Here is a 26,714-nt window from a genome sequence, read left to right as displayed (position 1 = left end):
ACCCTCGTGGCCACGGTACGCGGAGAACGCACGGCGCGGCATCCGCGTACCCGCTATCGGTCAGGCGACACAGGAACCGGTTCCGACGACGTTCCCGTTCTGCAGGCCGAGAGCAACCTCGTCGGCGACTTCCGCTGCCGTGAGCACGAATCCGGTATCCGGGTCGTCCACCGCCGCCCCGAACACGACGCCGAGAACCAGACCGTCCGTGCTCATCAGCGGTCCGCCGGAGTTGCCCTGCCGGATGGACCCCCGGACGGTGTAGACCTCGCGCTGGACGGTGCCGGTGCGGTAGATGTCCGGGCCCGAGAGGTTCAGCGTCTCCCGGACGCGCGCGGGCGACGCGGTGTACGGGCCGCCGCCGGGATACCCGAGCACGACGCCGTCGGTACCGGTGTCCGCACGGTCCGGCGCGAACGACAGGACGTCCGCACGCAGACCCGGCACGGCCAGCACCGCCACGTCGATGGAGGGATCGAACAGAACCACCTCGGCGTCGCGCGGACCGTCCTGCGTGTCGACGGCCACCGACGAGGTTCCGGCCACCACGTGCGCGTTGGTGATCACCCGCTCCGGCCCGATGACGAATCCCGATCCCTCGAGCGCCCGTTGGCAGCTCTCCGCGATTCCGCGGATCCGGAGCACGCTGTCCGCGACGTCCGCCGCGACGGGCGAGGCGGCCACACTCGGATCGGGCGGACCGACGTCCGCGACGGGTGTGCGGCCGAACGGCCCGATGACGTCGGGCAGCCCGGAGGTGTCGAGGAGCGCGGAGAAATCGTTCGGAATGCCGCGCACCCAGTCCGGCGCGAGACGATCGACGGCCCCGAGCACGGCGGATCCCCGGACGGCGGCGGCGATCTGCGGTTGCGACGTGGCCGTCAGCGGCACCGCGAGCAGCCACGCCGCCACGAGCACCGCGACGGCCTGCAGACCCGCCCCGACGAGGCTGTCCACCCCGCGCGCGGCGGGACTGTGGATGCCGCTGCGCAGCGCCCGTCCGAGCACCATGCCGGCGATCTCCCCGACGACGACCACCACCACGATGAGTCCGATGCCCGCGAGGATGCGCAGCCGCGGCTCCTCCACGTGCACGAGAACCTTCGGGGCCAGGAGAATGCCGGCCACCGCGCCGATGACGACGCCGAGGAACGCCAGCGCGGACGCCACGGCGCCCTGACGCCACCCGGACGACGCCGCGAGCAGCGCGACGAGCACGACGACGATGTCCAACCACGTGGATCCCGTGACCGTCACAGCAGCTCCGATCCCGCTGCGGCAAGGGCGGTCTCGAGATCACGGACGTCCTCGGTGTCCCACGGCACGGTCCACCCCGCGGTGTCGAGGATGCCGGTGAGCACCCCGGCGGTGAAACCCCAGACCAGCATCCCGCGGACGTCGAACGCCGGTCCGGCGTAGCCGCGCGGATGACGGACGACGAATCGGTGGGCGGGATCGAGCAGCTCGGCGAGAGGGACCGCCTCGACGCGCGCCACCTCGGCGGTGTCGATCACCCGGACGGGCCCGGGCGTCCGCCAGTACGCGAGCACCGGGGTCACCTCGAAGCCCGACGGCGGCACGAAGATGGGATCGAACGTCGCCAGCGGCTCCACGCCGGTGGCGTCGAGTCCGGTCTCCTCCGTCGCCTCCCGCAACGCGGTGCCCACCGCGCCCCCGTCACCGGGGTCGGCGGCGCCGCCGGGGAACGCGACCTGACCGCTGTGCTGACGCAGCGACGACGCGCGCTGGGTGAGCAGAACCGTCGCGTCGTCGGGCAATCGGTCGGCGCCCGGGTCACCGCCGAACAGCACGAGCACCGACGCCGGCCGACCGTCCGCGTCCGGCGGAGTCTGGAGCTGCGTGATCGGGTTGACCGGGTCCGCCACCATCGATCCGGTCGCGGCGAGGGTCCGCAACCAGGGCGGCCCGCTCACGTGGTCACCCCGAGACGGGTCCGGACGGCGTCGGCGATCTCGTCGACCGACCGGAACGGCTGGGCCAGAACGGCGGCGACCTCGCCGGACGGGTCGAGGAGAACGGACACCGGGAGAACTGCCGGGGCGCCCAGGGCCGCGGCGACGGACTTGCCGCCGTCCTGCACTCCGGGCAGACGGACGCCGTAGTCGGCGAGTCGAGCGAGTGCGCTGCCCTCGCGTGGATCCTCGTGCACCGTGAGAACGGTAACCGCATCGCCCGCGCGCTCGGCGTACTGCTGCAGATACGGCAGTTCCTCGGCGCACGGCTCGCACCAGTGCGCCCAGAGGTTGAGCACGGTGGGGCGACCGGCCAGCGCGCGGCCGAGGTCCAGCGGCGCGCCGTCGGCCAGGCACGTCACCTGCAGGCCCGCCAGGGGACCGGTGGGCGCGGCGGCGTCGGCGGCGGGTCGCGGGCAGTCGGCCAGGCCCGCGGCGGCCCGCTCGGGCCCGAGGTCGACGTCCGGGGCGTCGGCGGGGGCGGTGGTGCCCACCCGGTCCCGGTACTCCGCGAAACTGTCCGGCGCCGAGGCGTCGTCACGCGGCCAGATGGCCACGATCAGCGCGATCACCACGACGAGTGCGGCCAACGACCAGCGGGCAGCGGACGACGGCTTCACCGGTCGATTCCGGCGAGGGCGAGGATGTGATCGGTCTCCGGCCCGCGGACCAGGGCTGCAGCCTTGTGCGGGTCGGTGGGTCCGGTGCCGTTGGCCGGACAGAGCGGCGCCAGGAGACAGACACCGCACGCCGGCGTCCGGGCATGACACACCCGCCGACCGTGGAAGATCACGCGGTGCGAGAGCACCGTCCACTCCTTGCGCGGAATCAGCGCACCCACGGCGTGCTCGACCTTCACCGGGTCCTCCTCGGCGGTCCACTCCCACCGACGTACGAGGCGACCGAAGTGGGTGTCGACCGTGATGCCCGGGACGTCGAACGCGTTCCCGAGCACCACGTTGGCCGTCTTGCGCCCGATGCCCGGCAGCGTGACCAGATCCTTCAGCCGCGGCGGGACCTCACCGTCGAACCGCTCGAGCAACTCGCGCCCGAGCCCGATGAGCGACGTCGCCTTGTTGCGGTAGAAGCCCGTCGACCGGATGTACTCCTCGAGCTCCGTCCGATCCGCCTCGGCGTAGTCCTGCGCCGAGCGGTACCGCGCGAACAGCGCCGGCGTGGTCTCGTTCACCCGCTTGTCGGTGCACTGCGCCGACAGGATGGTGGCTACCGCGAGCTCGAGCGGGGTGGTGAAGTCCAACTCACAGTAAACGTGCGGGAACACCTCCCCCAGCTGTCGGTACATCCGCCGCGCGCGGCGCGTCAACGCCAACGGCGTCTCCGACCGAAGACCCACGTGAGGGCTGTTTCCGGGTGTTCTGGGCACGACATCGACTCTACGGACAGGCCCCGACACGCCCTGTCGCCCACGCGTCCCCCGCGCGCGGACGGGGTCCGGCGCCGTGGCCGAGGCGGGTCGCCGCCGTGTTCTTTTCGAGACCGAGGCAGTGTTTACTCCTCCGTATGCAAGCTCTCGCTGTGGTGCTGTTCCCGGTCTTGCTGATGCTGTTCGCGCTCGCCATGGAGCGCTTCGAGGTCCGCCTCAACCGCGTCGGCGTCCGCGAGCAGGAAGTACAGGAGTTCCTCGACGCCGCCAGCTCCTCCGAGGTGGCGACGCTCGCGGCCGAGGGCTTTCCGCACGCGCTCGCACGGTTCAAGACCCGCCGCCGTCGCGGCGGCGAGGTCGCGGAGGACGACATCGCGATGCTCGACGACCGGGCCCGCCGCGCCAGCTGACGACCCCCGCGACTCACCGGTCCGAACCCCTGCGACTCACCGGTCGGTGGCCGTGATCACTCCCCGACCGCCCGCGCGACGTAGACTTCACACCCGGCACGACTGGACGTAGTCGAATGGCGACCCGACGGCACCGCGAGGCACCGATCGGCGCAGCTGTTCGCGGATGGGCAAGGAGCACACGTGGACGAGGTTCTGGCACGGGCCGGCATCTTCCAAGGGGTCGAGCCGTCGGCGGTGTCGGCGCTGACCAAGCAGCTGCAGCCCGTCGACTTCCCGCGCGGCCACGTGGTGTTCAACGAGGGCGAGCCCGGCGACCGGCTCTACATCATCGTCAGCGGCAAGGTGAAGCTCGGCCGCCGTTCGCCGGACGGCCGCGAGAACTTGCTCACCATCATGGGTCCGTCCGACATGTTCGGCGAACTCTCCATCTTCGACCCGGGCCCGCGCACCTCCACCGCGACGACGGTCACCGAGGTCCGCGCCGTGAGCATGGACCGCGACGCCCTCAAGGCCTGGATCGACCAGCGTCCCGAGATCGCGGAGCAGCTGCTGCGCGTGTTGGCGCGCCGTCTCCGCCGCACCAACAACAGCCTGGCCGACCTCATCTTCACCGACGTGCCCGGCCGCGTCGCCAAGGCTCTGCTGCAGCTCGCGCAGCGCTTCGGCACGCAGGAGGCCGGCTCCCTGCGGGTGGTCCACGACCTCACGCAGGAAGAGATCGCGCAGCTCGTCGGCGCGTCGCGCGAGACCGTCAACAAGGCGCTCGCCGACTTCGCGCACCGCGGGTGGTTGCGCCTCGAGGGCAAGAGTGTGCTGATCTCCGACTCCGAGCGCCTGGCGCGCCGCGCCCGGTAGTCACGGCGCGCCGCGCCCGGTAGAGCCGGCGCGGCTCAGCCGCGCAGGTACTCCAGCTGCGCCTTGACCGACATCCGGGCCGCGGGCCAGAGCCGTTTGTCGACGTCGGCGTAGACGTGGCGCACCACGGCCAGTGCGGACGCGTCGGCACCGAGCACGTCGAGGGCGCCGCGCACCTGGTCCAGTCGCTGCTCCCGGTGGGCGCGGTACGTGCGGGCGAGAACCGCGGTGTCAGGATGGTCCGGCCCGTGGCCGGGCAGCACGGCCCGCCCCTCACCGAGTTGCTCGAGCCGGTCGAGGGAGGCGAGGTAGTCGCCCAGGCTGCCGTCCTTGCCGTCGAGCACCGACGTGCCGGTGCCCAGGACGGTGTCTCCGGTGAGCACGGCGTCGGGCAGCAGGAAGCTGACGGAGTCGGCGGTGTGACCGGGCGTCGCGACGACGGTGATGTCCAGTCCGGCGGCCGTGATCACCTCGCCGTCCTCGAGCGGGGCCGCGTCGCCCCGCAGGTAGGTGGAGGTGACGGCCCGCACGGGCGCGCGGGTCAGCCGGTGCAGCCGGGCGATCCCACCCGTGTGATCGTGGTGGCGGTGGGTGACCAGCACGAGGGCGACCGGGCCGCAGTCCGCGACGGCGTCGATGTGCGCGCGGCTGCGGGGTCCGGGATCGACCACCACGCATCGGTCCTCGCCCGGTGCGCGCAGAATCCAGGTGTTGGTCCCGTCGAGTGTCATCTTGCCCGGGTTGTTCGCCAGCAGTACCGACGCCGTCGGAGTCACCTGGCGGAGTTGCCCGTAGGCGGGATGTGCGAGACCGGCCATGATCCCACCCAACCACACCCGCGGTCGGGCACGAGAGCAAGGAGAGCACGGTGCGTATCGGACTCGTCGGAGCCGGCCCCTGGGCACGTCAGGCCGCCGTCCCCGCCCTGACGGCCCACGACGACGTGGACTTCGCCGGTGTCTGGGCTCGTCGGCCGGAGGCTGCCGCAGCGGTCGCGCCCGGCGTCCCGGTTCTCGATTCGGTGGACGCGCTGATCGACGCGGTCGACGCGGTGGCCTTCGCCGTGCCGCCCGAGGTGCAGGCGGAGCTGGCAGTGCGCGCGGCGGAGGCGGGCCGACACGTGCTGCTGGACAAGCCGATCGCCGGAACCGTGGCCGACGCGGAACGGCTGGCCGCGGCCGTCGACCGTGCCGGGGTCAGCTCGATGGTGACGTTGACCCGTCGCTTCGCCGGTGAGACGCGCGCGTTTTTGCAGGACGCGCGGGCGCAACGCACCGTCGGTCTGACCGCGACGTGGCTCTCGGGGGCGCTGCTGGGCGGCGAGTACGCCGGGTCGGCCTGGCGGCACGACGGCGGCGCGCTGATGGACGTCGGCCCGCACGTCGTCGACCTGGCCGAGGCCGTGCTGGGACCGGTGACGGACGTGCCCTTCGCGCGTCGGGACGCGGAGTCCGACACGTGGTCGCTCACGCTCGACCACGACGGTCGGGTGAGCCAGGTGGCGCTGTCCATGCGGACCCCGGTGCGACCGTCGGTGCTGCGCGTGAGCGCGAGCGGACCCGACGGGCTGGTGGACCTGCTCGATCGCACCACCCCGCCGGACCGCTGCTACACCGTGCTGCTGGACGAGTTCCTGCAGTCGGTCCGCACCGACACACCGCACGAGTTCTCGGTGCACCGCGGTCTGCACCTGCAGCGTGTGCTGGCGCAGGTGACCGAGCGCCTCGAGCGGACCGGCTAGGTCCGCACCTCGACGATCAGTTCCACCTCGACGGGGGCGCCGAGCGGCAGTTCGGCGACGCCGACGGCGGACCGGGCATGGACCCCCGCGTCCCCGAAGACGTCCCCGAGCAGGTGCGACGCGCCGTTGATCACGCCGGGCTGGCCGGTGAAACCCGGTGCCGAGGCGACGAATCCGACGACCTTGACCACGCGGGTGATCGACTCGATGCCGACCAGCGCGTCGATCGCCGCGAGCGCGTTGAGCGCGCACAGCCGGGCGGCCTCGGTGGCGACGTCCGGGTCGACGTCGGCGCCGACCTTGCCGGTCGCGTGCAGGGCGCCGTCGACCATGGGCAGCTGGCCCGAGGTGAAGACGTGGTCACCGCTGCGGACGGCCGGGACGTACGACGCCACCGGCGGCACGACGGGCGGCAGCTCGAGACCGAGTTCGGCCAGGCGCTCGCGGATCATCAGCCGACGGGACGCTTGAAGTAGGCGACGAGCTGCTCGCCGGTGGGGCCGGGGGTCACCGTGACCAGTTCCCAGCCCTGGGATCCGAAGTTGTCGAGGATGGTCTTGGTGTTGTGGATCAGCAGTGGGGCCGTGAGGTATTCCCACGTCGTCGATGCGCTCATGACAGGAAACCCTAGCGAAGACCCTCGCCACCCGGACTTTCTATAGGCTCGGTCTGTGTCCGACATGCCCGACATTCCCGAGAATCCGGCGACGCACGAGTCCACCGGCTGGCCACCCGAGGCGGCGCAGGCACGCCTGCACTTCGTCTCCGGCAAGGGCGGCACCGGTAAGTCGACCGTCGCGGCGGCGCTGGCACTCGCCCTCGCGGCCGGCGGTCGCAAGGTGCTGCTGGTCGAGGTGGAGGGCCGTCAGGGCATCGCTCAACTCTTCGACGTGCCGCCGCTCCCTCCGGTCGACACCAAGGTCGCGTCCGCCGAGGGCGGCGGCGAGGTGCACGCGCTGGCCGTGGACATCGAGACGGCCTTTCTCGAGTACCTCGACATGTTCTACAACCTCGGCTTCGCGGGGCGTGCGATGCGCCGGGTCGGCGCGATCGAGTTCGCCACCACCATCGCGCCGGGGCTGCGCGACGTCCTGCTCACCGGAAAGGTGAAGGAACGTGCCGTCGCGGTCCGCAAGGACGGTCGGCCGCTCTACGACGAGATCGTGGTCGACTCGCCGCCCACCGGCCGGATCGGCAGTTTCCTCGACGTCACCACCGCCATGCGCGATCTGGCCAAGAGCGGGCCGGTCCGGTCGCAGAGCGAGGGCGTGGTGCGGCTGCTGCACTCCGAGCAGACGGTGGTGCACCTGGTCACCCTCCTGGAAGCGCTTCCGGTGCAGGAAACCGCCGATGCCGCAGTGGAACTGGCGGCGGCGGACCTCCGGCTGGGCACCGTCGTGGTCAACCGGAGCACCACCTCGTACCTGCCGGACGCGGTGCTCGACGAGGCCGCCGACGGCACCGTCGACTCCGCCGCGGTGCAGCGCACGTTGGCCGGGGCGGGAATCACGTTGTCCGAGGCGGACTTCGCGGGTCTGCTGACCGAATCCATCGAACACGCCGCCACCGTGCGTACGCAGCGCGAGAGCGCCCGCAAGCTCGAGTCCCTCCCGGCGGCGCGGTTGGTCCTGCCCGCCCTGAACGACGGCATGGACCTCGGCGGCCTGTACGAACTCGCCGCACACCTGACCGAACAGGGAGTCCGCTGATGGCCACGGTGCCCTCGCTCGACGTCGAATCCATCCTCGCGAACCCGTCGTCACGCGTCGTGGTGTGCTGCGGGTCCGGTGGCGTCGGCAAGACGACCACCGCCGCGGCGATGGCGCTGCGCGCGGCCGAGCGCGGCCGAAAGGTGGTGGTACTCACCATCGATCCGGCCCGGCGGCTGGCGCAGGCGCTCGGCGTCGGCGAACTCGACAACAGTCCGCAACCCGTCGCCCTGGGTCCCGGTGCCACCGGCGAGCTGCACGCGATGATGCTCAACATGCGGCGCACGTTCGACGAGATGGTGATCGAGCACTCGACGCCGGAGAAGGCCCAACAGATCCTGAACAACTCCTTCTATCAGACCGTGGCGTCGTCGTTCTCCGGCACGCAGGAGTACATGGCGATGGAGAAGCTGGGGCAGCTGGCCGCGGACGGCGACTGGGATCTGGTCGTCGTGGACACCCCGCCGTCGCGCAACGCGCTCGACTTCCTCGACGCGCCGCAACGTCTCGGGTCGTTCCTCGACGGCCGCATGATCAAGCTGCTCATGGCACCCGGCCGCGGCATCGGGCGCGTCGTCACCGGAGCCGTCGGGCTCGCGATGCGCGGCGTCTCCTCCATCGTGGGGTCCCAGATGCTTTCGGACGCCTCGTCGTTCGTCCAGTCGCTCGACTCGATGTTCGGCGGGTTCCGCGAACGCGCCCGGCACACGTACGAGCTGCTGCGTCAAGACGGCACGCACTTCGTGGTGGTGGCGGCCGCGGAGCCGGACGCGTTGCGGGAGGCGTCGTTCTTCGTCGACCGGCTCGCGGCGGACGGGATGCCGCTGGCGGGGCTGGTGCTCAACCGCACGCACCCGACCCTGAGTTCCCTGTCCCCCGACCACGCCTCGAGCGCGGCGGACACCCTGTCCGGCACGGGGAATCCCGACGACGATCTCGCCGCCGGGATCCTCCGCGTGCATGCCGACCGGGCCCGCACGGCCACCCGCGAACTGGCGTTGCTTCGCCGGTTCACGGCAGCGCATCCGCGGGTGCCGGTGGTGGGCGTGCCGTCCCTGCCGTTCGAGGTCTCCGACCTGACCGCGCTGCGGGCAGTCGGCGATCAGCTCACCGGGACGGCCTGACCCGCTACTTCTTCGGAGCCGGGGGAGCCTGCAGCAGCGTCACGAACTGCTGGGCGTTGCCGACCACGGCGCCGAGACCGCCGATCGCGGTGCCCGCGAGGGACGCGCCCGAGCCGAGCAGAACCGCACCGCCGATGCACCCGGCGATCGGGCCCGCGCCGAAGAGCAGCGCGACGGGCGCGGAGACGACGCCGGCCGCCGTGGCACCGAGGAGGCAGCCGCCCACCAGACCGGTGGCGGCACCGAGGAATCCACCCACCGAGGCGCTCAGCGCGATGGGGTCCTTGACGCCGGCGACGGCGGCGGGCAGGTCGGCCGGCACCGTGCCGGGCAGGTCGTAGACGGGTGTGGTCGGGGCGGCGGCGTCGACCGCGAGGGTGGCGGTGTTGCCGTCGACCTGCGCCGACACGGGGTGGACGACGCCGTCCACCGCGATGCCGAGAGGAACGGAGTCGACGACGACGCCGGCGTCGTCACGCACGACGAGGTGGTTGTTCTCGGTGCTCAGGGTGCCCGAGTCGGTGGTGACCAGCACGCCGGTGCCGGCCGTCACGGCGTTCCAGTGCACCTCCGGAACGGTCGGGTTCGCGTACGCGGTGGCCGACGCCCCGCCCAGGGTCACGATGGTCATGGCAGCGACAGCCGCCTTCCTGTTGAACTTCATGCCAGTCCTTTGCCGCGTGGAGGTCGGACCCGGGAGTCGGGTCCGACGGTGGCCGAGCAGCCCGAAAGTCGCTGTGCCGACGGAAGTCTCGGTTCCGCCCCGAGCGGTGTCAATGAACGGGAAGGTGTCGTGGGGGCGACGAACGAACGACGGCCGACCACGAGCCGCCCGGCGGCGGCGACGGGGCGGCGGGGAACGAGCGCGGACCGGAACGATTACGGCCCGGGAGGGGTGGGCGCGCGGGTGCGGGGACGATCACCGCAGATCGGGAGGGGTGCCGACGCGACCGGGTCGGCGCGCCGAGCGGCGCGGGGAATCGGACGACCGTGGCGAACCGGGCGCGCACCAGAGACGGGCGGCCCCGAGACGAAGCAGGACGAAGCGGACCACCCGGTCACGCCGCGCGGGGGTACCCACCCCCGCGCGTCCGTCGTGCGTTCACGAAGAGTTCATCGACCGTCGGCCGACGCGACCGAGTCCCGATAGTGAACTGTCCCACCGCAATTCGGACATCGCGGTGGGACAGGACGAACGAGAGGCGAGGGTCGATCAGACGGCGGACTGATGCTGGCGCTGAGTCTCGAAGAACTCGGCCCAGGACTCGACCTCGGGGTGCTGCTTGATGAGGGCGCGGCGCTGACGCTCGGTCATTCCGCCCCAGACGCCGAACTCGACGCGGTTGTCGAGGGCGTCCGCTCCGCACTGCATGAGTACCGGGCAGTGCCGGCAGATGGTGGCGGCCTTGCGCTGCGCCGCCCCGCGAACGAAGAGCTGGTCGGGGTCGACGCCCCGGCACCGCGCCTGCGAGACCCACGCGATGCGCGCCTCGGCCTCCCCGATGTCGAGCGCGGAGTTCGACGTTCCTGCGTGCATTCGAAGATCCCTTCACCGTCCGAGAACACCGAGACTGAACGGTGTCCGGTACCGCTGCCGTGATGCGCCACCTGCTGCACACCCACCCGAGCGCTACCCCACTAACCGAGGTGATTGTTAGCTGAATCACAACGGCCTGATCAATGTAAGCGACAGCCCACGAGCGAAGCAAGGCGGGTGGTCAGATTTCTGGTACGGGCGTGCGAGCGGAGACGAAAGCCCAGGTCGGACGGTCGAGCCGCGAGCAGGCGGCCCAGGAACACCGAGCGTGACGGTGGTGACCCGTACTCTGTCGGACGTGCCGATCGCCAGAACTGTCGCCAAACTCGCCGGGTGCAGCGCACTCGCGGGCGCGTTGCTCGCCGGAGTGATGTTCCCGCTCGCCGGTGGGTTCGGATACGCCTCCAACCGCGCCGCCGACACCGTCGACAACGTCTCCGCCGAGCTGGTGGAGGGAACGGTCCCGGCCGTGTCCACCATGGTCGACGCCGCGGGCAATCCCATCGCCTGGCTCTACGAGCAGCGCCGCTTCGAGGTCCCCAGCGACCGCATCTCCAACGAGATGAAGCTCGCCATCGTCTCCATCGAGGACCGCCGTTTCGCGGAACACGACGGCGTGGACTGGCAGGGCACCGTGCGCGCGTTCCTCACCAACACCACCAGCGGCCAGGTGGAACAGGGCGCGTCGACGCTCGACCAGCAGTACGTGAAGAACTACCAGTTGCTCGTCGTCGCCAAGACCGACGCGGAGCGGCGCGCGGCCATCGAGACGACGCCGGCGCGCAAGATCCGCGAGATCCGCATGGCGCTCACGCTGGACAAGCGGCTGACCAAGGACGAGATCCTCACCCGCTACCTGAACCTGGTCCCGTTCGGGAACTCGTCGTACGGCATCCAGGACGCGGCCCGCACGTACTTCGGGGTGGACGCCGCCGATCTGACGCTGACCCAGGCCGCGATGTTGGCGGGCATGGTCCAGTCCAGCTCCGCGCTGAACCCGTACACGAACTACGACGGCGTCATGGACCGTCGCAACACCGTGCTCGACACGATGATCCAGAACATCCCCGAGCGCGCCGCCGAGATCGAGGCCGCCAAGGCCGAGCCCCTCAGCGTGCTGCCGGAGCCCAATCAGCTCCCGCGCGGATGCATCTCGGCCGGCGACCGCGGATTCTTCTGCGACTACGCCCTGCAGTACCTGGCCGACGCCGGCATCAGCAAGGAACAGGTCGACAAGGGTGGGTACCTCATCCGCACCACCCTCGACCCGGAGGTGCAGGCCAGCACGTCGTCCGCCCTCGCGTCGAACAGCAACCCCAACCTCGACGGCGTGGCCACGGTGATGAACGTGATCGCGCCGGGGCAGGACGATCACCGCATCCTCGCGATGGGCTCGTCGCGGCGCTACGGACTGAACGGTGACGCCAACGAGACCGTGCAGCCGCAGCCGTATTCCCTGGTCGGCAGCGGGGCGGGGTCGATCTTCAAGATCTTCACCACCGCCGCGGCCATGGAGAAGGGTCTGGGCACCTCGGCGGTGCTCCAGGTTCCCAGTCGCGTCGAGGTCAAGGGCCTCGGTGACGGCGGCGCCCGCGGGTGCCCGCCGTCGACCTACTGCGTCACCAACGCGGGCACCTATCCGGCCGCCCTGTCGGTGACCGACGCCCTGGCCCAGTCGCCCAACACCGCCTTCGTGAAGCTGATCGAGTCGGTGGGGGTCACCCCGACCGTCGACATGGCCGTCCGTCTCGGTCTGCGGTCCTACACGCTGCCGGGCACGGCCGGGCAGGGCACCGACCAGAGCCTCGCCGACTACCAGAAGGAAGCCAACCTCGGTTCCTTCACGCTCGGGCCCACCTACGTCAATCCGCTCGAGCTGAGCAACGTCGCCGCCACCATCGCGTCGGGCGGAAAGTGGTGCCCGCCCAATCCGATCGACAGCGTCTTCGATCGCAGCGGCAAGCAGATCCCGGTCACCCACCAGGCCTGCGAGCAGGTGGTCGAGCCGGGTCTGGCCGACACCCTCGCCAACGCGATGAGCAAGGACGACCAGCCGGGCGGCACCTCGGCGTCCGCGGCCGCGTCCGTCGGGTGGACGCTGCCGATGGGCGGCAAGACGGGGACCACCGAATCTCACCGGTCCTCGGGTTTCCTCGGCTTCACCAACCGCTACGCGGCCGCTGCCTACACCTACGGCGATTCGCCGACGCCCAGCGAGATCTGCTCGTTCCCGCTGCGTCCGTGCGGCTCGGGCAACCTCTTCGGCGGTAACGAGCCGGCGCGCACCTGGTTCGACGCCATGGATCCCGTCGCCACCAAGTTCGGCGACGTCGCGCTTCCGCCGGTCGATCAGAAGTTCGTCCGCGGCTCGGCCAACGGGCAGGTACCCGACGTCGTGGGGCTGAACCAGAGCTCGGCGCAGTCGCAGGTCCAGGCGGCCGGGTTCCGGGTCACCATCGCCACCACGGCGTCGTCGGAACGTCGGGGCACGGTGGTCAGCACGTCGCCGTCGGGCTCGGCCATTCCCGGGTCGACCATCACGCTCTACGTGTCCGACGGCTCGGTGCGGCCGGCGCCCGCCCGGCCGACACCGGGGCCGGGCATCACCCTGCCCGCGCTGCCGCCGGACGTGACCATTCCGCCGATCCCCGGCCTCACCGCACCTCCGCGGTAGGGCCGGGGGCGGGCGCGCTCAGAGCCGGGCGCGCACCGCGGCGGACAGTCGAGACCCGTCGGCCTTGCCCGCGGCGATGGCGGTCGCGGCCTTCATGACCTGACCCATCTGCCGCATGCCCGGACGCTCGCCCAGCTCCTCGGCGACCTGCGCGATGGCGGTGTCGGCGACGTCCGCGAGTTCGGCGTCGGTCAGGGGGGTCGGCAGGTACTCGTCGATGATCTGCGCCTCGGCGCGTTCGGTGGCCGCCAGTTCGCCGCGACCGTTCTGGGTGTAGATCTCGGCGGACTCGCCGCGCTTCTTCGATTCCTTCGCCAGGACGCGGAGCACATCGTCGTCGGTCAGCTCCCGCGCTTCCTTGCCGGCGACCTTCTCGGCGCCGATCGCGGACAGCAGCATCCGCAGCGTGGCGGTGCGCAGCGCGTCCTTCGCCTTCATCGACGTGGTCAGGTCCGCGCGCAGGCGCTTTTCGATGTCTGAGTTCTCGGCCATGTTCGAAACGGTATCCTCGACGAGGTGTCCGGCAAATCCTCGTTCCTCTCGCGCCCGGCCCCCACCTCGTCTCTCGGCGCCGTCTCGTCGGTCGGTGCGGCCGCGCGTGGCGCCCTGTCCACCCCGGCGGGTGTCGCCGCCCTCGCCGTGGGGAGCGCGGCGGCCGGACTGACGTACGCCACCGCGATCGAGCGCAACGCGTTCACCCTGCGAGAGGCCACCCTCCCCGTGTTGGCGCCGGGCAAGCCGTCGTTGCGCGTCCTGCACATCAGCGATCTGCACATGATGCCGAACCAGAAGCTCAAGCAGACGTGGCTGCGCGAGCTCGATCGCCTCGAGCCGGATCTGGTGGTCAACACCGGTGACAACCTGTCCCACCGCAAGTCGGTGCCGGCGGTGGTCCAGGCGCTCGGCGGTCTCCTCGGCCGGCCCGGTCTCTTCGTCTTCGGCTCCAACGACTACTTCGCGCCCGTGCCGAAGAACCCGATGAAGTACTTCCGCAAGGACCACACTCGCGTCTTCGGCGACGCGTTGCCGTGGCAGGACCTGCGCGCCGCGTTCACCGAGCGCGGCTGGTTCGACGTCACCCACGTCCGTCGCGAACTCGAGGTGGCCGGCGTGCGCATCGCCACCGCCGGGGTGGACGATCCGCATCTGCAGCGCGATCGATACGACACCGTCGCCGGGAACCCGAATCCCGTGGCCGACGTCAGCATCGGACTCACCCACTCCCCCGAGCCCCGCGTGCTCGACCGGTTCGCCTCCGACGGCTACGACCTGGTGCTCGCCGGCCACACGCACGGCGGTCAGCTCTGCCTGCCGTTCTACGGCGCGCTGGTGACCAACTGCGGACTCGACCGGTCGCGGGTGAAGGGGCCCTCGCGGTGGGGCGCGCACACGCGGTTGCACGTGTCCGCCGGCCTCGGCACCTCGCCCTACGCGCCGTACCGATTCTGCTGCCGGCCCGAGGCCACTCTGCTCACGCTGGTGCCGTCCGGTCGAGCCCGCGAAATGACGCCCGAGCAGGGCGTTTCGCGTTCCGAGGCGGTCGTGCGTTAGAGTGATGCGGCTGCCTGCGAGGGTGGCGATCACGGGGTGTGGCGCAGCTTGGTAGCGCGCTTCGTTCGGGACGAAGAGGTCGTGGGTTCGAATCCCGCCACCCCGACTCGTGGTTGAGACACGAAGAGAAGGCCCTGCTCCGGGATGCCGGTGCAGGGCCTTTTCGCTGTTCGCACAGCGTGAGCGAACCGCCGGGTCTGCCTATCATGGCGGCATGATCCGCACTCGGTTCGTCGTCGCGATCGTGTCGGCGGCAACAGTTCTCGGCCTCGCCGGTTGCTCCGACTCGTCCGCGGCGCAGGACACCCGCTTCGACGGACTCACCTCCGGCGAGCGCGTCTACGACCGAACGGGCTTCTCGCTCGATCCCGGCCAGACCGAGGCCCTCGACCGGCGCCTCGAGGCCCTGCGTTCCGAGACCGGCGCCGACGTCGTCGTCTGGGTGCGTGAACTCGACGCCGATCCCGACGACACCCTCGATCAGGTCGAGGCACTGCAGCAGGCCTGGGTCGCGGCCACCGGCGTCGATCAGGACACCGCCGGGGCGATCCTGATCAACCGCGAACCCGGCACGGTCGACGAGGCCCGCGCGGGCATCTTCGTCGGGTCCACCTTCGACGACGGCAACGTTCCGCCGGACGAGCAGGAAGCCATCGTCGAGGACGCGCTCATCCCGCCGCTGAAGGACGGCGACGTGGTGGGCAGCCTGAACGCCGGACTCGACCGACTGCAGTCCTCCATCGTGAACGGCCCGCCGGTCACCGCGCTGAACCGATTCGCCGACGGTCCGGGGTCGACATGGTTGCCGTGGACCGGACTCGCCGCGGCCCTCGCCGGGGCGGTGATGGCCTTCTCGCTCTACCGCCGTCGTCCGCGGGCGACCGTGTCCGCCGAGACGCCGACCACCTACCGACCGGACCACCGCACCGACCCGGCCGTGGCCACGGCCCTGGTGCACCGCAGCAGTCAGGCGAGTGCCACGTCGGCCACCGTGGTGGCGCTCGCCGCCGACGACGCCGTCGCCTTCGAGCCCGACGAGAAGAAGCACGGGAAGCCGACAGTGCGCGTCCGCCTGCTGGACGACAGCAAGGTTCGGGGGGACGTGCCCCGCGCCGTGTGGGACCAACTGTCCGAGCATGCCGTGGACGGCGTCGTCGACAACGCGGCGCTGAAGAAGGTCGGGGCGAACACGCGCCCGGTCGGTGCGGTGGTGAATGCCGAGTTCGACGCGCGGGGATGGCGAGCTCACGGGGTCGGACGGCTGCGCTGGGCGTTCGGGGGTCTGGCCCTGCTCGGCGGGGCGATCATGGTGGGCGCCGGGGTGGTGGCGGCCGCGGGGGCGCCGATCATGCTGGTCGCGGCCGTCCCCGGCGGTCTGCTCCTGCTGACCGGTCTGGTGATGGCCACGGCCTACCCGGGACTGACCGCCGCCGGGCTCGACGCCGCCCGGCCGTGGGAGGCGTATCGCGACGGCCTGAAGGCGGCCGCGAAGAAGGACGACGCGACCGTCGACCTCGACGCCGCGCTGCCGGACATCGTCGCGCTGGGTCTCGGTGCGGCGTACAAGAAGCGGCTCGAATCCGGCCCGGAGCTCCGGGCGTTCACCGCGCCCGCCGGCCTGCCCCTCGCCGTGGACCCCTCGGTGGTCAACTGGGCCGCGTTCTCCGCGACGTTCGGGGCGAGCGCCTCGTCCGCCACGGTGTCCGGCGGAGGCGCCGGCGGCGGAGGTGGTGCGGCGGGCAGTACGTGAGCCGCCGCCCCGGTCCTTCCCGCACTGCGACCTCGCGGACGCGCTGACCGTGGGCAGCGCGCGAGTGGAACGGCAGCGCGGGAAGGGTGCGAGGTCAGTCGGCGATCAGGACGATGCCGCCCGGAGCTTCTCGAGCAGCGGCTCGGCGGCCTCGGCCAGGAACCGCTCCTGGGACTCGTCGCCGACCTGCACCAGCGCGATGTCGGTATAGCCCGCCTCCCAGTACGGCTTGACCTTCTCGACGATCGCGTCGAGGTCCGGGCCGCACGCGATGGTGTCGGCGACGTCCTCGGGGCGCACGAACTGCGTCGCCCCGGCGAAACCGGCCGTGGTGGGCAGGTCGGCGTTGACGGCCCAGCCGCCCGCGAACCACCGGAACTGCTCGTGCGCCAGCGTGATCGCGGCCTGCTCGTCCGGCCCCCAGCAGATCGGAATCTGGCCGATCTTCTTCGAGTTCTGCGCCAGACCCGTGCCGACGTGCCGCGCCTTGTCCCACCCCTCGATGAGCTCGGGCTTGGGCTCGGTGGAAATCATGTGGTCGGCGAGCGGGGCGAAGCGCTCGATGGACTTCTCACCACTGACCGCGACGCCGATCTCGAGTGGCGTGTCGGGGGTGTCCCACAGCCGCGCCGAGTCGACGCGGTAGTGCTCGCCCTCCCAGGTGACCAACTCACCCGACTGCAACTGCCGGATGATCTTGACGGCTTCCTCGAACATGTCCTGCCGCTTGTCCACCGACGGCCAACCCTGGCCCACGACGTGCTCGTTCAGATTCTCCCCGCTGCCGAGGCCCAGCGTGAACCGGCCGTCGGCGAGAATCTGCAGCGTCGCGGCCTTCTGTGCGACGACGGCGGGGTGGTAGCGAATGATCGGGCAGGTCACGTACGTGTACAGCTCGACCCGCGAGGTCACCTGCGCGACCGCGCCCAGCATCGTCCAGGCGTACGACGCGTGACCCTGGGCCGAGAGCCACGGCGAGTAGTGGTCGCTCGAGACCTCGAAGTCGAAGCCGACGTTCTCGGCTTTCTGCGCGTAGTCGACGAGCTGCTTGGGCCCGCTCTGCTCGGTCATGAGGGTGTATCCGAAGCGTGTCATGGGTGTCTTTCCGTGTCGTGCGTCGGTTCGGGGTCTAGATGGTGGCGACGGATCCCGAGTCGACGCGGTAGTTGCTGCCGTTGACGAAGGCGGCGCGCTCGGAGCACAGGAACGTCACCACGGCCGCCACTTCCTCCGGGGTACCCCGTCGACCGAGTTCCATGAACGGACGCTCTTCCTTCAGGAAGCTCTCGATGGCCTCGTCTCGGTCGGTGCCGCGCTCGTCCGCGCGCTTGTCCATCATCGCGTCGGTCATCGGCGTGTGGATGAACGCCGGGGAGACGGCGTTCACCAGGACGCCCTCCGAGGCGTAGGTCTTCGACAGACCCTTGGTGAGCGAGAGAATGCCGGCTTTGGCTGCGCAGTAGGGCAATTCGTCGACGTACGGCTGTTCGGCGTCCTCGGAGGCGAGCAGCACGATGCGCCCCCATCCGCCCTGGCGCAGCTCCGGGAGGAACGCGCGGATCAGGCGCACCGGTCCCAGGAGGTCGATCTCGACGGTGGACGCCCACCCGTCGTCGTCGATCTCGTGGAACAGGCCCTGCGCGCCCGTGACGCCCGCGCTCTGCACCAGGATGTCGACGGAGCCGAGCGCCTCGACGGCGCGGCGGTGCAGTTCGGCCACCGACGCCGGGTCGGTGACGTCCGCGGCAACCGCGGTGACAGCGCCCTCGGGTCCGGTCAGCTTCGCGGCCGACTCGGCCAGCTTGTCCTCGTCCTTGTCGCTGACGACGACGCGGACACCTTCGTCGAGCAACATCTGTGCGGTGCACCAGCCGATGCCCGAGTCGGCACCCGTGACGACGGCCGTGCGGCCCTTGATTCCGAGATCCATGAGTGCGCTCCAATTTCCTTGTGGGTCAAGCGGTGTGGTCGTGTCCGCGCGCGAGGGTCAGCGCGGAATTGATGAGGGCCAGATGGCTCAGGCCCTGCGGGAAGTTGCCGAGATGCGTGGTGGTGCCCCGATCCGGGGTGCGGTGCGGGTCGACCATCTCGGCCCACAACCCGACGTCGTTGGCGCTGGTGACCAGCCTGTCCATGAGGTCCGAGGCCTCGTCCTCGCGACCGATGTGGGCCAGGGCGTTCACCACCCAGAACGAACACGCGACGAAGGTGCCCTCGACGGTCTGCATCCCCGAGTAGCGGTACAGGTGGTCATCCGCACCGAGTTCGGAGCGGAGGGCGTCGATGGTCGACGACATGCGGGCGTCGTCGGTGCAGGGGCTGCCGGCGTGGAGCAGCACGGAGGCGTCCAGTTTGTCCGTGCCCGGGTACCAGACGTAGGCCTGCTTGGTCTCCGACCAGCAATGGTCGTGGATCCACTCGGCGATGCGATCGCGCTCGGTGACCCAGCGGTCCGCGATGCCGGGAATCATGCCCTGCTCCGACAGGTGCACCGCTCGATCGAGCGCGTGCCAGCACCCCATCTTCGACGACGTGTAGTGCTGCTCGTCCGGCAACTCCCAGAGTCCGGCGTCCTTGCTGCGCCAGATGTCGCAGGTGGTGTCCGCGATGGCGGCGAGCAGTCGACCGGTGGGCGCGTCGAGGATGTTGCCGGCGTCGACGTACAACGAGACGATGTCGAACAAGTCGCCGAAGATGCCCTGCTGCAGCTGGGTCGCGGCGTCGTTCCCGGCGATGACGGGGCCGATCCCGCGCCACCCTGGAACGTCCGGATACGAACTACCGCTCGGGATTTCACCGTTCAGGGTGTAGAAGACCTGGGTGAGCTTGTCGTTGCGGCGGATGATGCGCAGCAACCAGGCGACGGCCGCGTGCACTTCTTCCCGCAGCCCGAACCGGATCATCGCCTTGATGGTGTAGGCGGCGTCGCGCACCCACGCGTAGCGGTAGTCCCAGTTCTTCGCGCCGGCCCACCGCTCCGGCAGCGAGGTGGTGGCGGCCGCGGCGATTGCCCCGGAAGGGCTGTACAGCAACAGTTTCAGAGCCAGCGCGCTGCGGTGCACCGCCTCCTTCCACGGTCCGTCGTACCGGAACTCCTCCGACCAGCTCTGCCAGTTGCGCACGGTGCGGTCGATGCCGGCGTCGACCTCCTCGGGGGTCGGCAGGTACAGCGGCTCGACCTCGGTGCCGACGACGGCGACGGTCGACCGCGACCCGGCGGTGGCCGCGAACCGTCCCCGGATGGAGCGGGTGTCCTTGTCCACGTCGTCCGCGTTCAGGGTGCGGACGCCGAGGGTGATGCCGTCGACTCGGAGCACCGTGCCGTGCACGGTGTCGTACGCCCACGGCGAGGCGTTGCCCAGGCAGGTTCCCGGAACCACGGCCCATTCCATGTCGACGGTCCCCGACACTCCCTCCACCCGCCGCGCGAGCTCCGTCCACGGAAGACGGCCCGCCACACCGGTGTTCAGCGAGTCGGTCGTGCGCACCACCCCGGTGTCGGTGGTGAACGTGGTGACCAGAACGTTGGTGCCCTCGAGGTACGAGCGTTCGGTGCTGTAGTCCCCCACGGGATGCAGGGCGATGTAACCGCCCTCGTCGGCGTCGAGCAGCGCCGCGAACACCGGCCGGGTGTCGAGGTTGGGCACGGGGAGCCAGTCGATGCGTCCGTCCGCCGCGATGAGGGCCACCGTCCGGCCGTCGCCGATCGCGGCGTAGTTCTCGATTCCGGTGTAGCCGTCGCGCCTCATCGTCGGTCGAGGAGCCGTGCGATCGGCGAATCGTCGAGCGACGCCAGGAGATCCGCGGGGTCGTCGTACACCGCGACGGCCCCGGCGTCCCGCAGTTCCGCGGCCGAGATGCCGCCGCTCCGCACTCCGATGCAGTCGACTTTCGCCGACCGCGACGCGTCGACGTCCCAGACGCTGTCACCGACGAACACCGCGCGCTCCGCCGGCACACCCGCACGCTCGAGCGAGATGTCGACGATGCGCGGCTCGGGCTTGGCCGTCTCCACGTCCTCCGACGAGGTGGACTCCGACACGATGTCGTCGATCCCCAGAACGTCACGGAGGGTGGACAATTCGTTCTCCGGCGCCGACGTCGCGAGCACCACCTGCAGCCCGCGGTGTTCGATCTCGGCAAGCAGTTCGCGGGTTCCCGGCAGCGGCTCCAGGAGAGGTGCGAGCTCCTCGTAGTACTGGGTGTGCAGTTCCTTCGCGTGCTGCGCGCGGTCCTCGTCGGCGTCGCCCGTGAGCGACTCCAGCAGCTTGCCGCCGTCCATGCCGATCGACCGATGCGTCCGCCACGCCGGCACCGGAATCCCCGCCTCGCGGAAGGCGCGGGTCCAGGCGTGGACATGGGCGTAGTTCGAGTCGACGAGGGTGCCGTCGATGTCGAAGAGCACGGCGGGGGACTTGGTCACCCCGGTCGGCTACCCGGCGGTCCATTTCCACAAACGGTCGGGGGTTTCGGCCCGGGGTTTCAGTGGGGGCGAGTGCACCTGCGCAGGTTGCCGCCACCCTCACCGGTTGCAACCCGCGCAGGTGGCGGGAACCTGAGCAGGTGCAGCCGCGGACCGCCGACACCGCCCCGGTTGGCGCTTCATCCGAGGTGCAGCCACACCTGCGCAGGTTGCAGCCAACCTCACCGGTTGCAATCCGCGCGCTTGGCGGAAACCCGCGCAGGTACGACCGTCACTGCGAACCTGCTCCCCTTCCCGCAACCTGCTCCGGCTACAACAGGAGCAAGCTGCGGAAGCCGGAGCAATGTCAGCCGCGGACCGCCGACACCACCCTGACCGGCGTGCCGTCGGTCGTGCTGGGTGTCCACACTCCCTGCACCGTCGCGGCAGCGACCGCACTCGGAGTCACCGCATCAGCCGAGATCGTGGTGCCGTCGTCGCAGCTCAGTCCTCCCCCGTCGACCGCGGCGCACACCACTCCGTCTGCGGTGGTCAGCCGGATCACTGCGTCCTCCGCCGAACCCGTAAAGGTCGTCGCGGGCGCGGTCGTCGTGGTGGGAGTGGTCGTCGTCGTGGCCGGCGCAGCACTGGTTGAGGTCGTCGTCGTGGTCGGCGCAGCACTGGTCGTAGTCGGCACAGCACTCGTCGTGCTCGGCGCAGCACTCGTCGTAGTTGTCGTGGTCGTCCCGGCGCTGGTCGTCGCCGACCCGTCGACCGTGGTCGTGGTCGACGGGCCCGAGGTCGTGGTCGTGGCCGGCGCGGGGGACGTCGTTGCGCTCGCCCCGGTTGTTGCCGTAGCCGTGGTCGTAGCCACAGCGGGACTAGTCGTGTCGGCGGACGTTTGCTCTGCATTCACAGCTCGCGCGCCGACTGTGGACGAGGCACTCGAGGTGGGACTCGTGGCCCCTGCGGTACAGGTCGATTCGGCGAGTACAACGTCGAACGACGCGGTCACGAGGCCCAGCAGGGTCACCGATCCGTCCACAGTGAGGCGAGAGCGCGCTGCCCCGGTCGTGCTCTTGGTACTGCGAACAGTTGCCGTGACGCCGTTCCTCGATACGGGCTGTGTGGACCCGGGCGCAGGAATGTTCACGGCCTGACCACCGATCCGTATTTGCCCGAAACCGCTGATCGGGGTGCCGGCCACAGGATCCGTCGCAGAGTAAGTGTTCAACCCGGTGTCCAGATTGCAGAACGCCGACGTATGAATGGGAGACACAAGCTCGATGACGTCGGTGCCGACCGCCACACCGACCGACAGAATGTCCGCCCTTAACAAGTACGACGTCAGAGATGACGTGGCCGACACCGGCCGATCTGCTGTGCACGGAGTCGCTCGCGGCGCGGGACCGAAGGTGTACGAACTGCAGACCGAACCGGAGACAGCCCCGCCCGACGCGCCACTCGACCGCAGCCGAAGCGCGGTGCCCAGTACCGAACCACTCGAATATGGCCCTGCGGATGTCGCCTCGGAGCGTCCGGGAGCCGCCTGTGTGATCGATGTCGTCGGACCTGGCCACGGAGGTGGCGTGCCGCCCGCGAGGATGCTCAACCCCGACGCCGACGTCACCGTCCCCGCCTGCGCGGCGGCACTCCCCTTTGTCGGCCAGTACCCGGCGGTCACTCCGGCTTTGGCGAATTCCGACCCGTACCCGTTGGCCTCGGTGAGGTCGGCACGCAGAACTCCGGACAGCATGACGCTGACCGCACCGACCAGCGCGACCGCCACACGCAGTCGACCCCTCACGTCGACCGCCGGGGCTCGCGGGGCCAGAACACCGTCACCACCAGTGCGGTCATACCGACCGTGATGAGGCCCAGCACAACGGGATTCGACAGCCACACGACGGCGCGAGCCAATCCGGGAACGGACCACAGCACCTTCCGGACCTCGGTCACCGTGTAACCGGCCGGGTCCTCGTAGTTGTTGGCGTCGCCTTTCAGCTCGAGCAGGGTGGTTCCCGACGGTCCGGGCGAGGTTCGCACGACCCGGTGCGTCACAGGCAGATCGCCGGGCCGATTGACCGTGACCACATCGCCGGGCCCGACGTCCGACGCCGGCACCTCACGCACGACGGCCAGCGATCCCGTGGGGATGGTGGGGGCCATCGATCCGGTCTTGAACATGATCAGCGAAACCCCGAAGAGGAACGACGCGAGCACCGCGACGATGCAGACGACGCCGCCTGCGGCGAGGACCGTGAGTACGGCGTCGCCCAGCCGCCCGGCCACGCTGCGGCGGGTCGACGGGGCAGCATGGCGCGGCGTGACGGCCGGATCGGTGGTGCTCATGGCTTCTTCCCCTCGAAGTTCCATACGGGCGGTCCGCTACCGGGTACCGACGAGTCGGTCCAGACCTGGATGGTGTCCGGGAGGCGCAGTCGGAAGCAGAGGGACGCCGTCGGTCCGGGCGCGGTCGCGGTCGCGGCCTGCAGGGGGAAGTCCGTCGGTGCCGTGGAGATTGGCACGTCCGTCGTCACTCCACCCACCAGAAAACTTCCCGGGTCGGTGAATGCAGACGACGTGCACGTGTTCGACCGCACGACGGCGTACAGCAGTCGATTCGGGAGTCCCGTCGCGGTGGTCGTCGCCTTCGTCGCGACGTTGATCGCGGATGATCCGGTTTTCGTCCGGAGCGAGACTGCGGTGTACACGGTGGTGCCTGGCAGCATGGCCGCGGCCGGCGTCGCGGTCATCGTGACGGCGTCGGACGCCGACGTTCCGGACCTCCAGGTCGACCCGTCGCCCGAGATCTCGAACCCGTTGTTCGCCGCCGTGAAGGTCGTCCCGCCGAACACCGGATCCCGCAACGTCGCCACGACGTTGGTGGTGGTGAGTCCGACCGCGGCCACGCCGAGCAGCACGCCCGACGCGGCCACGGCCGATGCCCGACGACGCCGCCGTGACGGCGGCGTCGGAGCGGAGTGTTGCGCCATCGGCCGACTCAGGGCAAGACGGCGGTCGCGTCGAACCTCCAGGTGACAACACCCGTGGTCGTACCCGCGACCGTACTGGCCGCGACCGTCGGGGACATGGTGACCGCGAAGCACAGCGGCACCTCGGTACCCGCTTTCAGCAGGGTGAGGGCACTGTCGGCGCTCGATACACCCAGCGCGCTGCCTGCGGCCACGATGGGCGCCGTTCCGCCGGCGAGGGACTTCGCGAGGCAGTCCGCCCGTGTGACGCCGGGGACGACGGTGTAGGTGAGATGGGGGAACAGCGCACCGGTGCTCGGAGTCGCCCCGTTCAACTTGACGGTGGCGTCGTACGCACCCCCTGCCGTGGTGCCCTTGCCCACCCGCAGCGACACCGGTGCATAGACCGTGTCACCGGGACCCATGGCGTTGAATCCGGTCGAGAAGGAGAACGACCCCGCCGCGTTCCCCGGTGTCTGGTCGTACTCGCCCCAGGTCGTTCCGTCGAAGTTGCCCTGCACGTTCCAGTTCGCCGCACTGAACTCCGCTTGCCCGAAGACGTTGTCCGTCCACGCCGCGAGCGTGACGGCCGCACCCACGCCGAGGACCAACCCGCCAGCGAGCAGTGCGCGGACCTTGCGGCGACGGACGGAGCGGTCGTCGCGCTCCGATTCGTGTGAAAGATCGGTCGTCATGACGGGCCCCTGTTCCGTTCGCAGAGCCATTCCAGCAATGGCTGCGAGCAGACTGTAGAGCCAAATTGCCGTCTTTACGTTCCGAACGTTCTCTTTATTCCCGGTAACCATCCAGTGAGACCCCGGGTAGCACCAACCGAAACGGGCTTACGACTCCGTAAAGCCGCAACAATTCGATACACGCCGAGACCGGGCAAGTTCTGCCGCCGTCACCATCGGTGAAACAGCGGTTCCGACAGGGTTTGCAACACTCCCGACTCAAACGTGATTTACGTCACGCCAGAACGGTCCCCACCCCAGCGACGCAGGGTGGGGACCGGACAGCGATCGATCAGACGCGAGCGGCCTCGTCGGCGGGGTCGTCGACGGCGCCGGCGCCGGTGGTGGGTGCGGTCTCGCCCTGCCCGGCGCGCACACCCTCCTCGACCTTCTTGCCGATCTCGGGGTCGACGTTCCGCCAGTACTCGAACACGCGCAGCAACACCGGCTCGGTCACCCCGTTGAGGGCGTGACCGACGATGTTGTCGACCAGTCGATCACGGGCGTCGTCGTCCATGACCTCCCGCACCAACTGCCCGGCCTGGACGAAGTCGCCGTCCTCGGGGTGCTGGACGTAGCCGGTGCGGACGAACCGCGGCTCGAAGTCCCAGGCGCCGTCGTCGCCGTAGCGGTTGCTGTCCGCAGCAGGGCCGCCGTAGGAGTTGGGCGCGTACACCGGCGTGTCCGCCGAGTTGTAGTGGATGTTCATCGCGCCCTCCTTCGAGTAGGAGTTGATCTCCGCCTTGGCGCGGTTGACCGGCAGCTGCGCATAGTTGGTACCGATCCGGTAGCGGTGGGCGTCGGCGTAGCTGAAGATGCGGCCGAGCAGCATCTTGTCGGGGCTCGCGCCGATACCGGGCACCAGGTTGGACGGCTCGAACGAGCTCTGCTCGATCTGCGCGTGGAAGTTCTCCGGGTTCCGGTTCAACGTCATCCGGCCCACCTCGATCAACGGGTAGTCCTTCTGCGACCAGACCTTGGTCAGGTCGAACGGATTGAACCGATACCCTTCCGCGTCGTCGTACGGCATGATCTGCACCTTCACGGTCCAGCTCGGGAAATCACCGTTGCGGATGGCGCCGAACAGGTCCTGGCGGTGGTGATCGGGGGACGTGCCGGCGAGCTCGTCGGCCTTGTCCTGCGTCAGGTACTCGATGCCCTGGTCGGTCTTGAAGTGGAACTTCACCCACGACTTGGTGCCGTCGGCCGCGATGAACTGGTAGGTGTGCGAGCCGAATCCGTCCATGTGGCGGAACGACTTCGGGATTCCGCGGTCGCCCATCAGCCACGTCACCTGGTGCGCCGACTCGGGCGACAGCGTCCAGAAGTCCCACTGCATGTTGTTGTCACGCAGACCGGAATCCGGCATGCGCTTCTGACTGCGGATGAAGTCCTGGAACTTGAGCGGATCGCGGACGAAGAAGACCGGCGTGTTGTTGCCGACCATGTCCCAGTTGCCCTCGGTCGTGTAGAACTTCAGCGCGAAACCGCGCGGATCACGCCACGTGTCGGGGCTGCCCTGCTCGCCGGCGACGGTGGAGAACCGCGCCAGGACCTCGGTGGTGGCGCCGGGCTGGAACACGGCCGCGCGCGTGTACTGCGAGATGTCCCCGGTGACCTCGAACGTGCCGAACGCACCCGAACCCTTGGCGTGCACCACGCGCTCCGGCACCCGCTCGCGGTTGAACTGCGCCATCTTCTCGATGAGGTAGTGATCGTGCAGGAGAATCGGCCCCTGCGCACCGGCGGTCAGAGAGTGCTCGTCACTCGGTACGGGCACGCCCGCGTTGTTGGTGGTGGGCTTGGGCGTCGTCATGGATCCACTGCCTCCTGCTGATCGGGGGACGCGGGGGCAGCCGCGTCACAGGAACGGCTACCCGCTCCCCCGCACA

27 protein-coding genes and 1 tRNA gene are annotated in these 26,714 nt (G+C 70.0%); 10 read left to right on the top strand and 18 right to left on the bottom strand.

Going from position 1 to position 26,714, the window contains the following annotated elements:
- Positions 1 to 60: 60 nt before the first annotated feature.
- Genes HQ603_RS12685 through nth form a run of 4 tightly spaced genes read right to left on the bottom strand, consistent with a single transcriptional unit; the run spans position 61 to position 3,276 of the window.
- Complete coding sequence (locus HQ603_RS12685; protein ID WP_222684883.1) at positions 61 to 1,257, bottom strand: MarP family serine protease; 1,197 nt, start codon at positions 1,255 to 1,257, stop codon at positions 61 to 63.
- Entirely contained in the window at positions 1,254 to 1,889 is a 636-nt protein-coding gene (locus HQ603_RS12680) for an NUDIX hydrolase (RefSeq protein WP_222684898.1), read from the bottom strand. Before HQ603_RS12680 ends, HQ603_RS12685 begins: the two co-directional genes overlap by 4 nt.
- A gap of 41 nt (positions 1,890 to 1,930) precedes the next feature.
- Positions 1,931 to 2,593: a TlpA family protein disulfide reductase gene (locus tag HQ603_RS12675; protein ID WP_222684882.1), complete on the bottom strand. Its 663-nt coding sequence runs from the start codon at positions 2,591 to 2,593 to the stop codon at positions 1,931 to 1,933.
- Positions 2,590 to 3,276 carry an endonuclease III gene (gene nth, locus HQ603_RS12670; RefSeq protein ID WP_222684897.1) on the bottom strand — a complete coding sequence of 229 codons (687 nt, stop codon included), beginning with the start codon at positions 3,274 to 3,276 and terminating at the stop codon, positions 2,590 to 2,592. Before nth ends, HQ603_RS12675 begins: the two co-directional genes overlap by 4 nt.
- Before the next feature lie 218 nt (positions 3,277 to 3,494).
- Here nth and HQ603_RS12665 point away from each other — a divergent pair, with 218 nt between their 5' ends.
- Together HQ603_RS12665 and HQ603_RS12660 are read left to right on the top strand one after the other, a co-directional pair.
- Positions 3,495 to 3,767: a hypothetical protein gene (locus HQ603_RS12665; protein ID WP_222684881.1), complete on the top strand. Its 273-nt coding sequence runs from the start codon at positions 3,495 to 3,497 to the stop codon at positions 3,765 to 3,767.
- A 183-nt stretch (positions 3,768 to 3,950) separates the two neighbouring features.
- On the top strand, positions 3,951 to 4,625 hold the full coding sequence (locus tag HQ603_RS12660) for a Crp/Fnr family transcriptional regulator (RefSeq protein ID WP_027506688.1): 675 nt from the start codon (positions 3,951 to 3,953) through the stop codon (positions 4,623 to 4,625).
- 35 nt (positions 4,626 to 4,660) lie between these two features.
- Here HQ603_RS12660 and HQ603_RS12655 read toward each other — a convergent pair whose 3' ends face one another.
- Complete coding sequence (locus HQ603_RS12655) at positions 4,661 to 5,443, bottom strand: MBL fold metallo-hydrolase (protein ID WP_222684880.1); 783 nt, start codon at positions 5,441 to 5,443, stop codon at positions 4,661 to 4,663.
- Between the two features lie 50 nt (positions 5,444 to 5,493).
- On the opposite strand from HQ603_RS12655, the gene HQ603_RS12650 reads away from it, so the two are divergent.
- Complete coding sequence (locus tag HQ603_RS12650) at positions 5,494 to 6,366, top strand: Gfo/Idh/MocA family protein (RefSeq protein ID WP_222684879.1); 873 nt, start codon at positions 5,494 to 5,496, stop codon at positions 6,364 to 6,366.
- Here the strand turns inward: HQ603_RS12650 and HQ603_RS12645 are convergent.
- Both HQ603_RS12645 and HQ603_RS12640 read right to left on the bottom strand, forming a co-directional pair.
- Entirely contained in the window at positions 6,363 to 6,818 is a 456-nt protein-coding gene (locus HQ603_RS12645; protein WP_222684878.1) for a RidA family protein, read from the bottom strand. The genes HQ603_RS12650 and HQ603_RS12645 overlap by 4 nt on opposite strands.
- Positions 6,818 to 6,982: a hypothetical protein gene (locus HQ603_RS12640; protein ID WP_167323208.1), complete on the bottom strand. Its 165-nt coding sequence runs from the start codon at positions 6,980 to 6,982 to the stop codon at positions 6,818 to 6,820. Before HQ603_RS12640 ends, HQ603_RS12645 begins: the two co-directional genes overlap by 1 nt.
- Positions 6,983 to 7,046: 64 nt before the next feature.
- Here HQ603_RS12640 and HQ603_RS12635 point away from each other — a divergent pair, with 64 nt between their 5' ends.
- Positions 7,047 to 8,075 (top strand): ArsA-related P-loop ATPase, encoded by a 1,029-nt coding sequence (locus HQ603_RS12635; protein WP_222684896.1) that lies wholly within the window; start codon positions 7,047 to 7,049, stop codon positions 8,073 to 8,075.
- Complete coding sequence (locus tag HQ603_RS12630; RefSeq protein ID WP_222684877.1) at positions 8,075 to 9,199, top strand: ArsA family ATPase; 1,125 nt, start codon at positions 8,075 to 8,077, stop codon at positions 9,197 to 9,199. Before HQ603_RS12635 ends, HQ603_RS12630 begins: the two co-directional genes overlap by 1 nt.
- A 4-nt stretch (positions 9,200 to 9,203) precedes the next feature.
- Here the strand turns inward: HQ603_RS12630 and HQ603_RS12625 are convergent, their stop codons facing one another.
- Entirely contained in the window at positions 9,204 to 9,863 is a 660-nt protein-coding gene (locus HQ603_RS12625; protein ID WP_222684876.1) for a hypothetical protein, read from the bottom strand.
- 549 nt (positions 9,864 to 10,412) lie between these two features.
- Positions 10,413 to 10,736 (bottom strand): WhiB family transcriptional regulator, encoded by a 324-nt coding sequence (locus HQ603_RS12620; RefSeq protein WP_222684875.1) that lies wholly within the window; start codon positions 10,734 to 10,736, stop codon positions 10,413 to 10,415.
- A 298-nt stretch (positions 10,737 to 11,034) separates the two neighbouring features.
- On the opposite strand from HQ603_RS12620, the gene HQ603_RS12615 reads away from it, so the two are divergent.
- Positions 11,035 to 13,410: a penicillin-binding protein gene (locus tag HQ603_RS12615; RefSeq protein WP_308126503.1), complete on the top strand. Its 2,376-nt coding sequence runs from the start codon at positions 11,035 to 11,037 to the stop codon at positions 13,408 to 13,410.
- Positions 13,411 to 13,428: 18 nt separating this feature from the next.
- On the opposite strand, the gene HQ603_RS12610 is transcribed toward HQ603_RS12615, so the two are convergent.
- Positions 13,429 to 13,902 carry a GatB/YqeY domain-containing protein gene (locus tag HQ603_RS12610; protein WP_068104017.1) on the bottom strand — a complete coding sequence of 158 codons (474 nt, stop codon included), beginning with the start codon at positions 13,900 to 13,902 and terminating at the stop codon, positions 13,429 to 13,431.
- Positions 13,903 to 14,016: 114 nt separating this feature from the next.
- On the opposite strand from HQ603_RS12610, the gene HQ603_RS12605 reads away from it, so the two are divergent.
- The 3 genes from HQ603_RS12605 (at position 14,017) to HQ603_RS12595 (ending at position 16,711) form a co-directional block, all read left to right on the top strand.
- Positions 14,017 to 14,961, top strand: a complete 945-nt coding sequence (locus tag HQ603_RS12605; RefSeq protein ID WP_261773786.1) for a metallophosphoesterase — start codon at positions 14,017 to 14,019, stop codon at positions 14,959 to 14,961.
- A 32-nt stretch (positions 14,962 to 14,993) separates the two neighbouring features.
- Positions 14,994 to 15,067 (top strand) — tRNA-Pro (locus HQ603_RS12600).
- 108 nt (positions 15,068 to 15,175) lie between these two features.
- On the top strand, positions 15,176 to 16,711 hold the full coding sequence (locus HQ603_RS12595; protein ID WP_222684873.1) for a TPM domain-containing protein: 1,536 nt from the start codon (positions 15,176 to 15,178) through the stop codon (positions 16,709 to 16,711).
- Between the two features lie 105 nt (positions 16,712 to 16,816).
- Here HQ603_RS12595 and HQ603_RS12590 read toward each other — a convergent pair whose 3' ends face one another.
- Genes HQ603_RS12590 through HQ603_RS12575 form a run of 4 tightly spaced genes read right to left on the bottom strand, consistent with a single transcriptional unit; the run spans position 16,817 to position 21,134 of the window.
- The gene (locus HQ603_RS12590) at positions 16,817 to 17,806 is read right to left on the bottom strand and encodes an LLM class F420-dependent oxidoreductase (protein WP_222684872.1); all 990 of its coding nucleotides are present in this window, start codon (positions 17,804 to 17,806) and stop codon (positions 16,817 to 16,819) included.
- A gap of 34 nt (positions 17,807 to 17,840) precedes the next feature.
- Positions 17,841 to 18,641 (bottom strand): SDR family NAD(P)-dependent oxidoreductase, encoded by an 801-nt coding sequence (locus HQ603_RS12585; RefSeq protein WP_222684871.1) that lies wholly within the window; start codon positions 18,639 to 18,641, stop codon positions 17,841 to 17,843.
- A gap of 25 nt (positions 18,642 to 18,666) precedes the next feature.
- The gene (locus tag HQ603_RS12580; RefSeq protein WP_222684870.1) at positions 18,667 to 20,460 is read right to left on the bottom strand and encodes a glycoside hydrolase family 15 protein; all 1,794 of its coding nucleotides are present in this window, start codon (positions 20,458 to 20,460) and stop codon (positions 18,667 to 18,669) included.
- Positions 20,457 to 21,134 carry an HAD family hydrolase gene (locus HQ603_RS12575; protein WP_222684869.1) on the bottom strand — a complete coding sequence of 226 codons (678 nt, stop codon included), beginning with the start codon at positions 21,132 to 21,134 and terminating at the stop codon, positions 20,457 to 20,459. The genes HQ603_RS12580 and HQ603_RS12575 overlap by 4 nt, the downstream gene beginning before the upstream one ends.
- A gap of 380 nt (positions 21,135 to 21,514) precedes the next feature.
- Here HQ603_RS12575 and HQ603_RS12570 point away from each other — a divergent pair, with 380 nt between their 5' ends.
- Positions 21,515 to 22,273, top strand: a complete 759-nt coding sequence (locus HQ603_RS12570) for a hypothetical protein (protein WP_222684868.1) — start codon at positions 21,515 to 21,517, stop codon at positions 22,271 to 22,273.
- A 643-nt stretch (positions 22,274 to 22,916) separates the two neighbouring features.
- On the opposite strand, the gene HQ603_RS12565 is transcribed toward HQ603_RS12570, so the two are convergent.
- The 4 genes from HQ603_RS12565 to HQ603_RS12550 all read right to left on the bottom strand — a co-directional run bounded on the left by HQ603_RS12565 (position 22,917) and on the right by HQ603_RS12550 (position 26,638).
- Positions 22,917 to 23,465 carry a signal peptidase I gene (locus HQ603_RS12565; protein WP_222684867.1) on the bottom strand — a complete coding sequence of 183 codons (549 nt, stop codon included), beginning with the start codon at positions 23,463 to 23,465 and terminating at the stop codon, positions 22,917 to 22,919.
- A complete protein-coding gene (locus HQ603_RS12560; protein WP_222684866.1) occupies positions 23,462 to 24,109 on the bottom strand; it encodes a hypothetical protein in 648 nt (215 codons plus the stop codon). Before HQ603_RS12560 ends, HQ603_RS12565 begins: the two co-directional genes overlap by 4 nt.
- 8 nt (positions 24,110 to 24,117) lie before the next feature.
- A complete protein-coding gene (locus tag HQ603_RS12555; protein ID WP_222684865.1) occupies positions 24,118 to 24,783 on the bottom strand; it encodes a SipW-dependent-type signal peptide-containing protein in 666 nt (221 codons plus the stop codon).
- A gap of 331 nt (positions 24,784 to 25,114) precedes the next feature.
- Entirely contained in the window at positions 25,115 to 26,638 is a 1,524-nt protein-coding gene (locus HQ603_RS12550; RefSeq protein ID WP_222684864.1) for a catalase, read from the bottom strand.
- Positions 26,639 to 26,714: the final 76 nt, after the last annotated feature.

Origin of the sequence: Rhodococcoides corynebacterioides (assembly GCF_019834675.1) — a bacterium.
Lineage (GTDB): Bacteria > Actinomycetota > Actinomycetes > Mycobacteriales > Mycobacteriaceae > Rhodococcoides > Rhodococcoides corynebacterioides_A.
The sequence above is the reverse complement of the archived record's forward strand: the minus strand, read 5'-3'. Positions and strand labels throughout refer to the sequence as shown.

Excerpts from the sequence above, each read along its gene's own strand:
- HQ603_RS12680 (WP_222684898.1), bottom strand. The coding sequence starts at position 1,889 with ATGGTGGCGGACCCGGTCAACCCGATCACGCAGCTCCAGACTCCGCCG.
- HQ603_RS12550 (WP_222684864.1), bottom strand. The coding sequence starts at position 26,638 with ATGACGACGCCCAAGCCCACCACCAACAACGCGGGCGTGCCCGTACCG.
- HQ603_RS12595 (WP_222684873.1), top strand. The coding sequence starts at position 15,176 with ATGATCCGCACTCGGTTCGTCGTCGCGATCGTGTCGGCGGCAACAGTT.
- HQ603_RS12635 (WP_222684896.1), top strand. The coding sequence starts at position 7,047 with ATGCCCGACATTCCCGAGAATCCGGCGACGCACGAGTCCACCGGCTGG.
- HQ603_RS12560 (WP_222684866.1), bottom strand. The coding sequence starts at position 24,109 with ATGGCGCAACACTCCGCTCCGACGCCGCCGTCACGGCGGCGTCGTCGG.
- HQ603_RS12665 (WP_222684881.1), top strand. The coding sequence starts at position 3,495 with ATGCAAGCTCTCGCTGTGGTGCTGTTCCCGGTCTTGCTGATGCTGTTC.
- HQ603_RS12655 (WP_222684880.1), bottom strand. The coding sequence starts at position 5,443 with ATGGCCGGTCTCGCACATCCCGCCTACGGGCAACTCCGCCAGGTGACT.
- HQ603_RS12630 (WP_222684877.1), top strand. The coding sequence starts at position 8,075 with ATGGCCACGGTGCCCTCGCTCGACGTCGAATCCATCCTCGCGAACCCG.
- HQ603_RS12580 (WP_222684870.1), bottom strand. The coding sequence starts at position 20,460 with ATGAGGCGCGACGGCTACACCGGAATCGAGAACTACGCCGCGATCGGC.
- HQ603_RS12640 (WP_167323208.1), bottom strand. The coding sequence starts at position 6,982 with ATGAGCGCATCGACGACGTGGGAATACCTCACGGCCCCACTGCTGATC.
- HQ603_RS12565 (WP_222684867.1), bottom strand. The coding sequence starts at position 23,465 with ATGAGCACCACCGATCCGGCCGTCACGCCGCGCCATGCTGCCCCGTCG.
- HQ603_RS12645 (WP_222684878.1), bottom strand. The coding sequence starts at position 6,818 with ATGATCCGCGAGCGCCTGGCCGAACTCGGTCTCGAGCTGCCGCCCGTC.
- HQ603_RS12625 (WP_222684876.1), bottom strand. The coding sequence starts at position 9,863 with ATGAAGTTCAACAGGAAGGCGGCTGTCGCTGCCATGACCATCGTGACC.
- HQ603_RS12620 (WP_222684875.1), bottom strand. The coding sequence starts at position 10,736 with ATGCACGCAGGAACGTCGAACTCCGCGCTCGACATCGGGGAGGCCGAG.
- HQ603_RS12610 (WP_068104017.1), bottom strand. The coding sequence starts at position 13,902 with ATGGCCGAGAACTCAGACATCGAAAAGCGCCTGCGCGCGGACCTGACC.
- HQ603_RS12585 (WP_222684871.1), bottom strand. The coding sequence starts at position 18,641 with ATGGATCTCGGAATCAAGGGCCGCACGGCCGTCGTCACGGGTGCCGAC.
- HQ603_RS12590 (WP_222684872.1), bottom strand. The coding sequence starts at position 17,806 with ATGACACGCTTCGGATACACCCTCATGACCGAGCAGAGCGGGCCCAAG.
- HQ603_RS12555 (WP_222684865.1), bottom strand. The coding sequence starts at position 24,783 with ATGACGACCGATCTTTCACACGAATCGGAGCGCGACGACCGCTCCGTC.
- nth (WP_222684897.1), bottom strand. The coding sequence starts at position 3,276 with ATGTACCGACAGCTGGGGGAGGTGTTCCCGCACGTTTACTGTGAGTTG.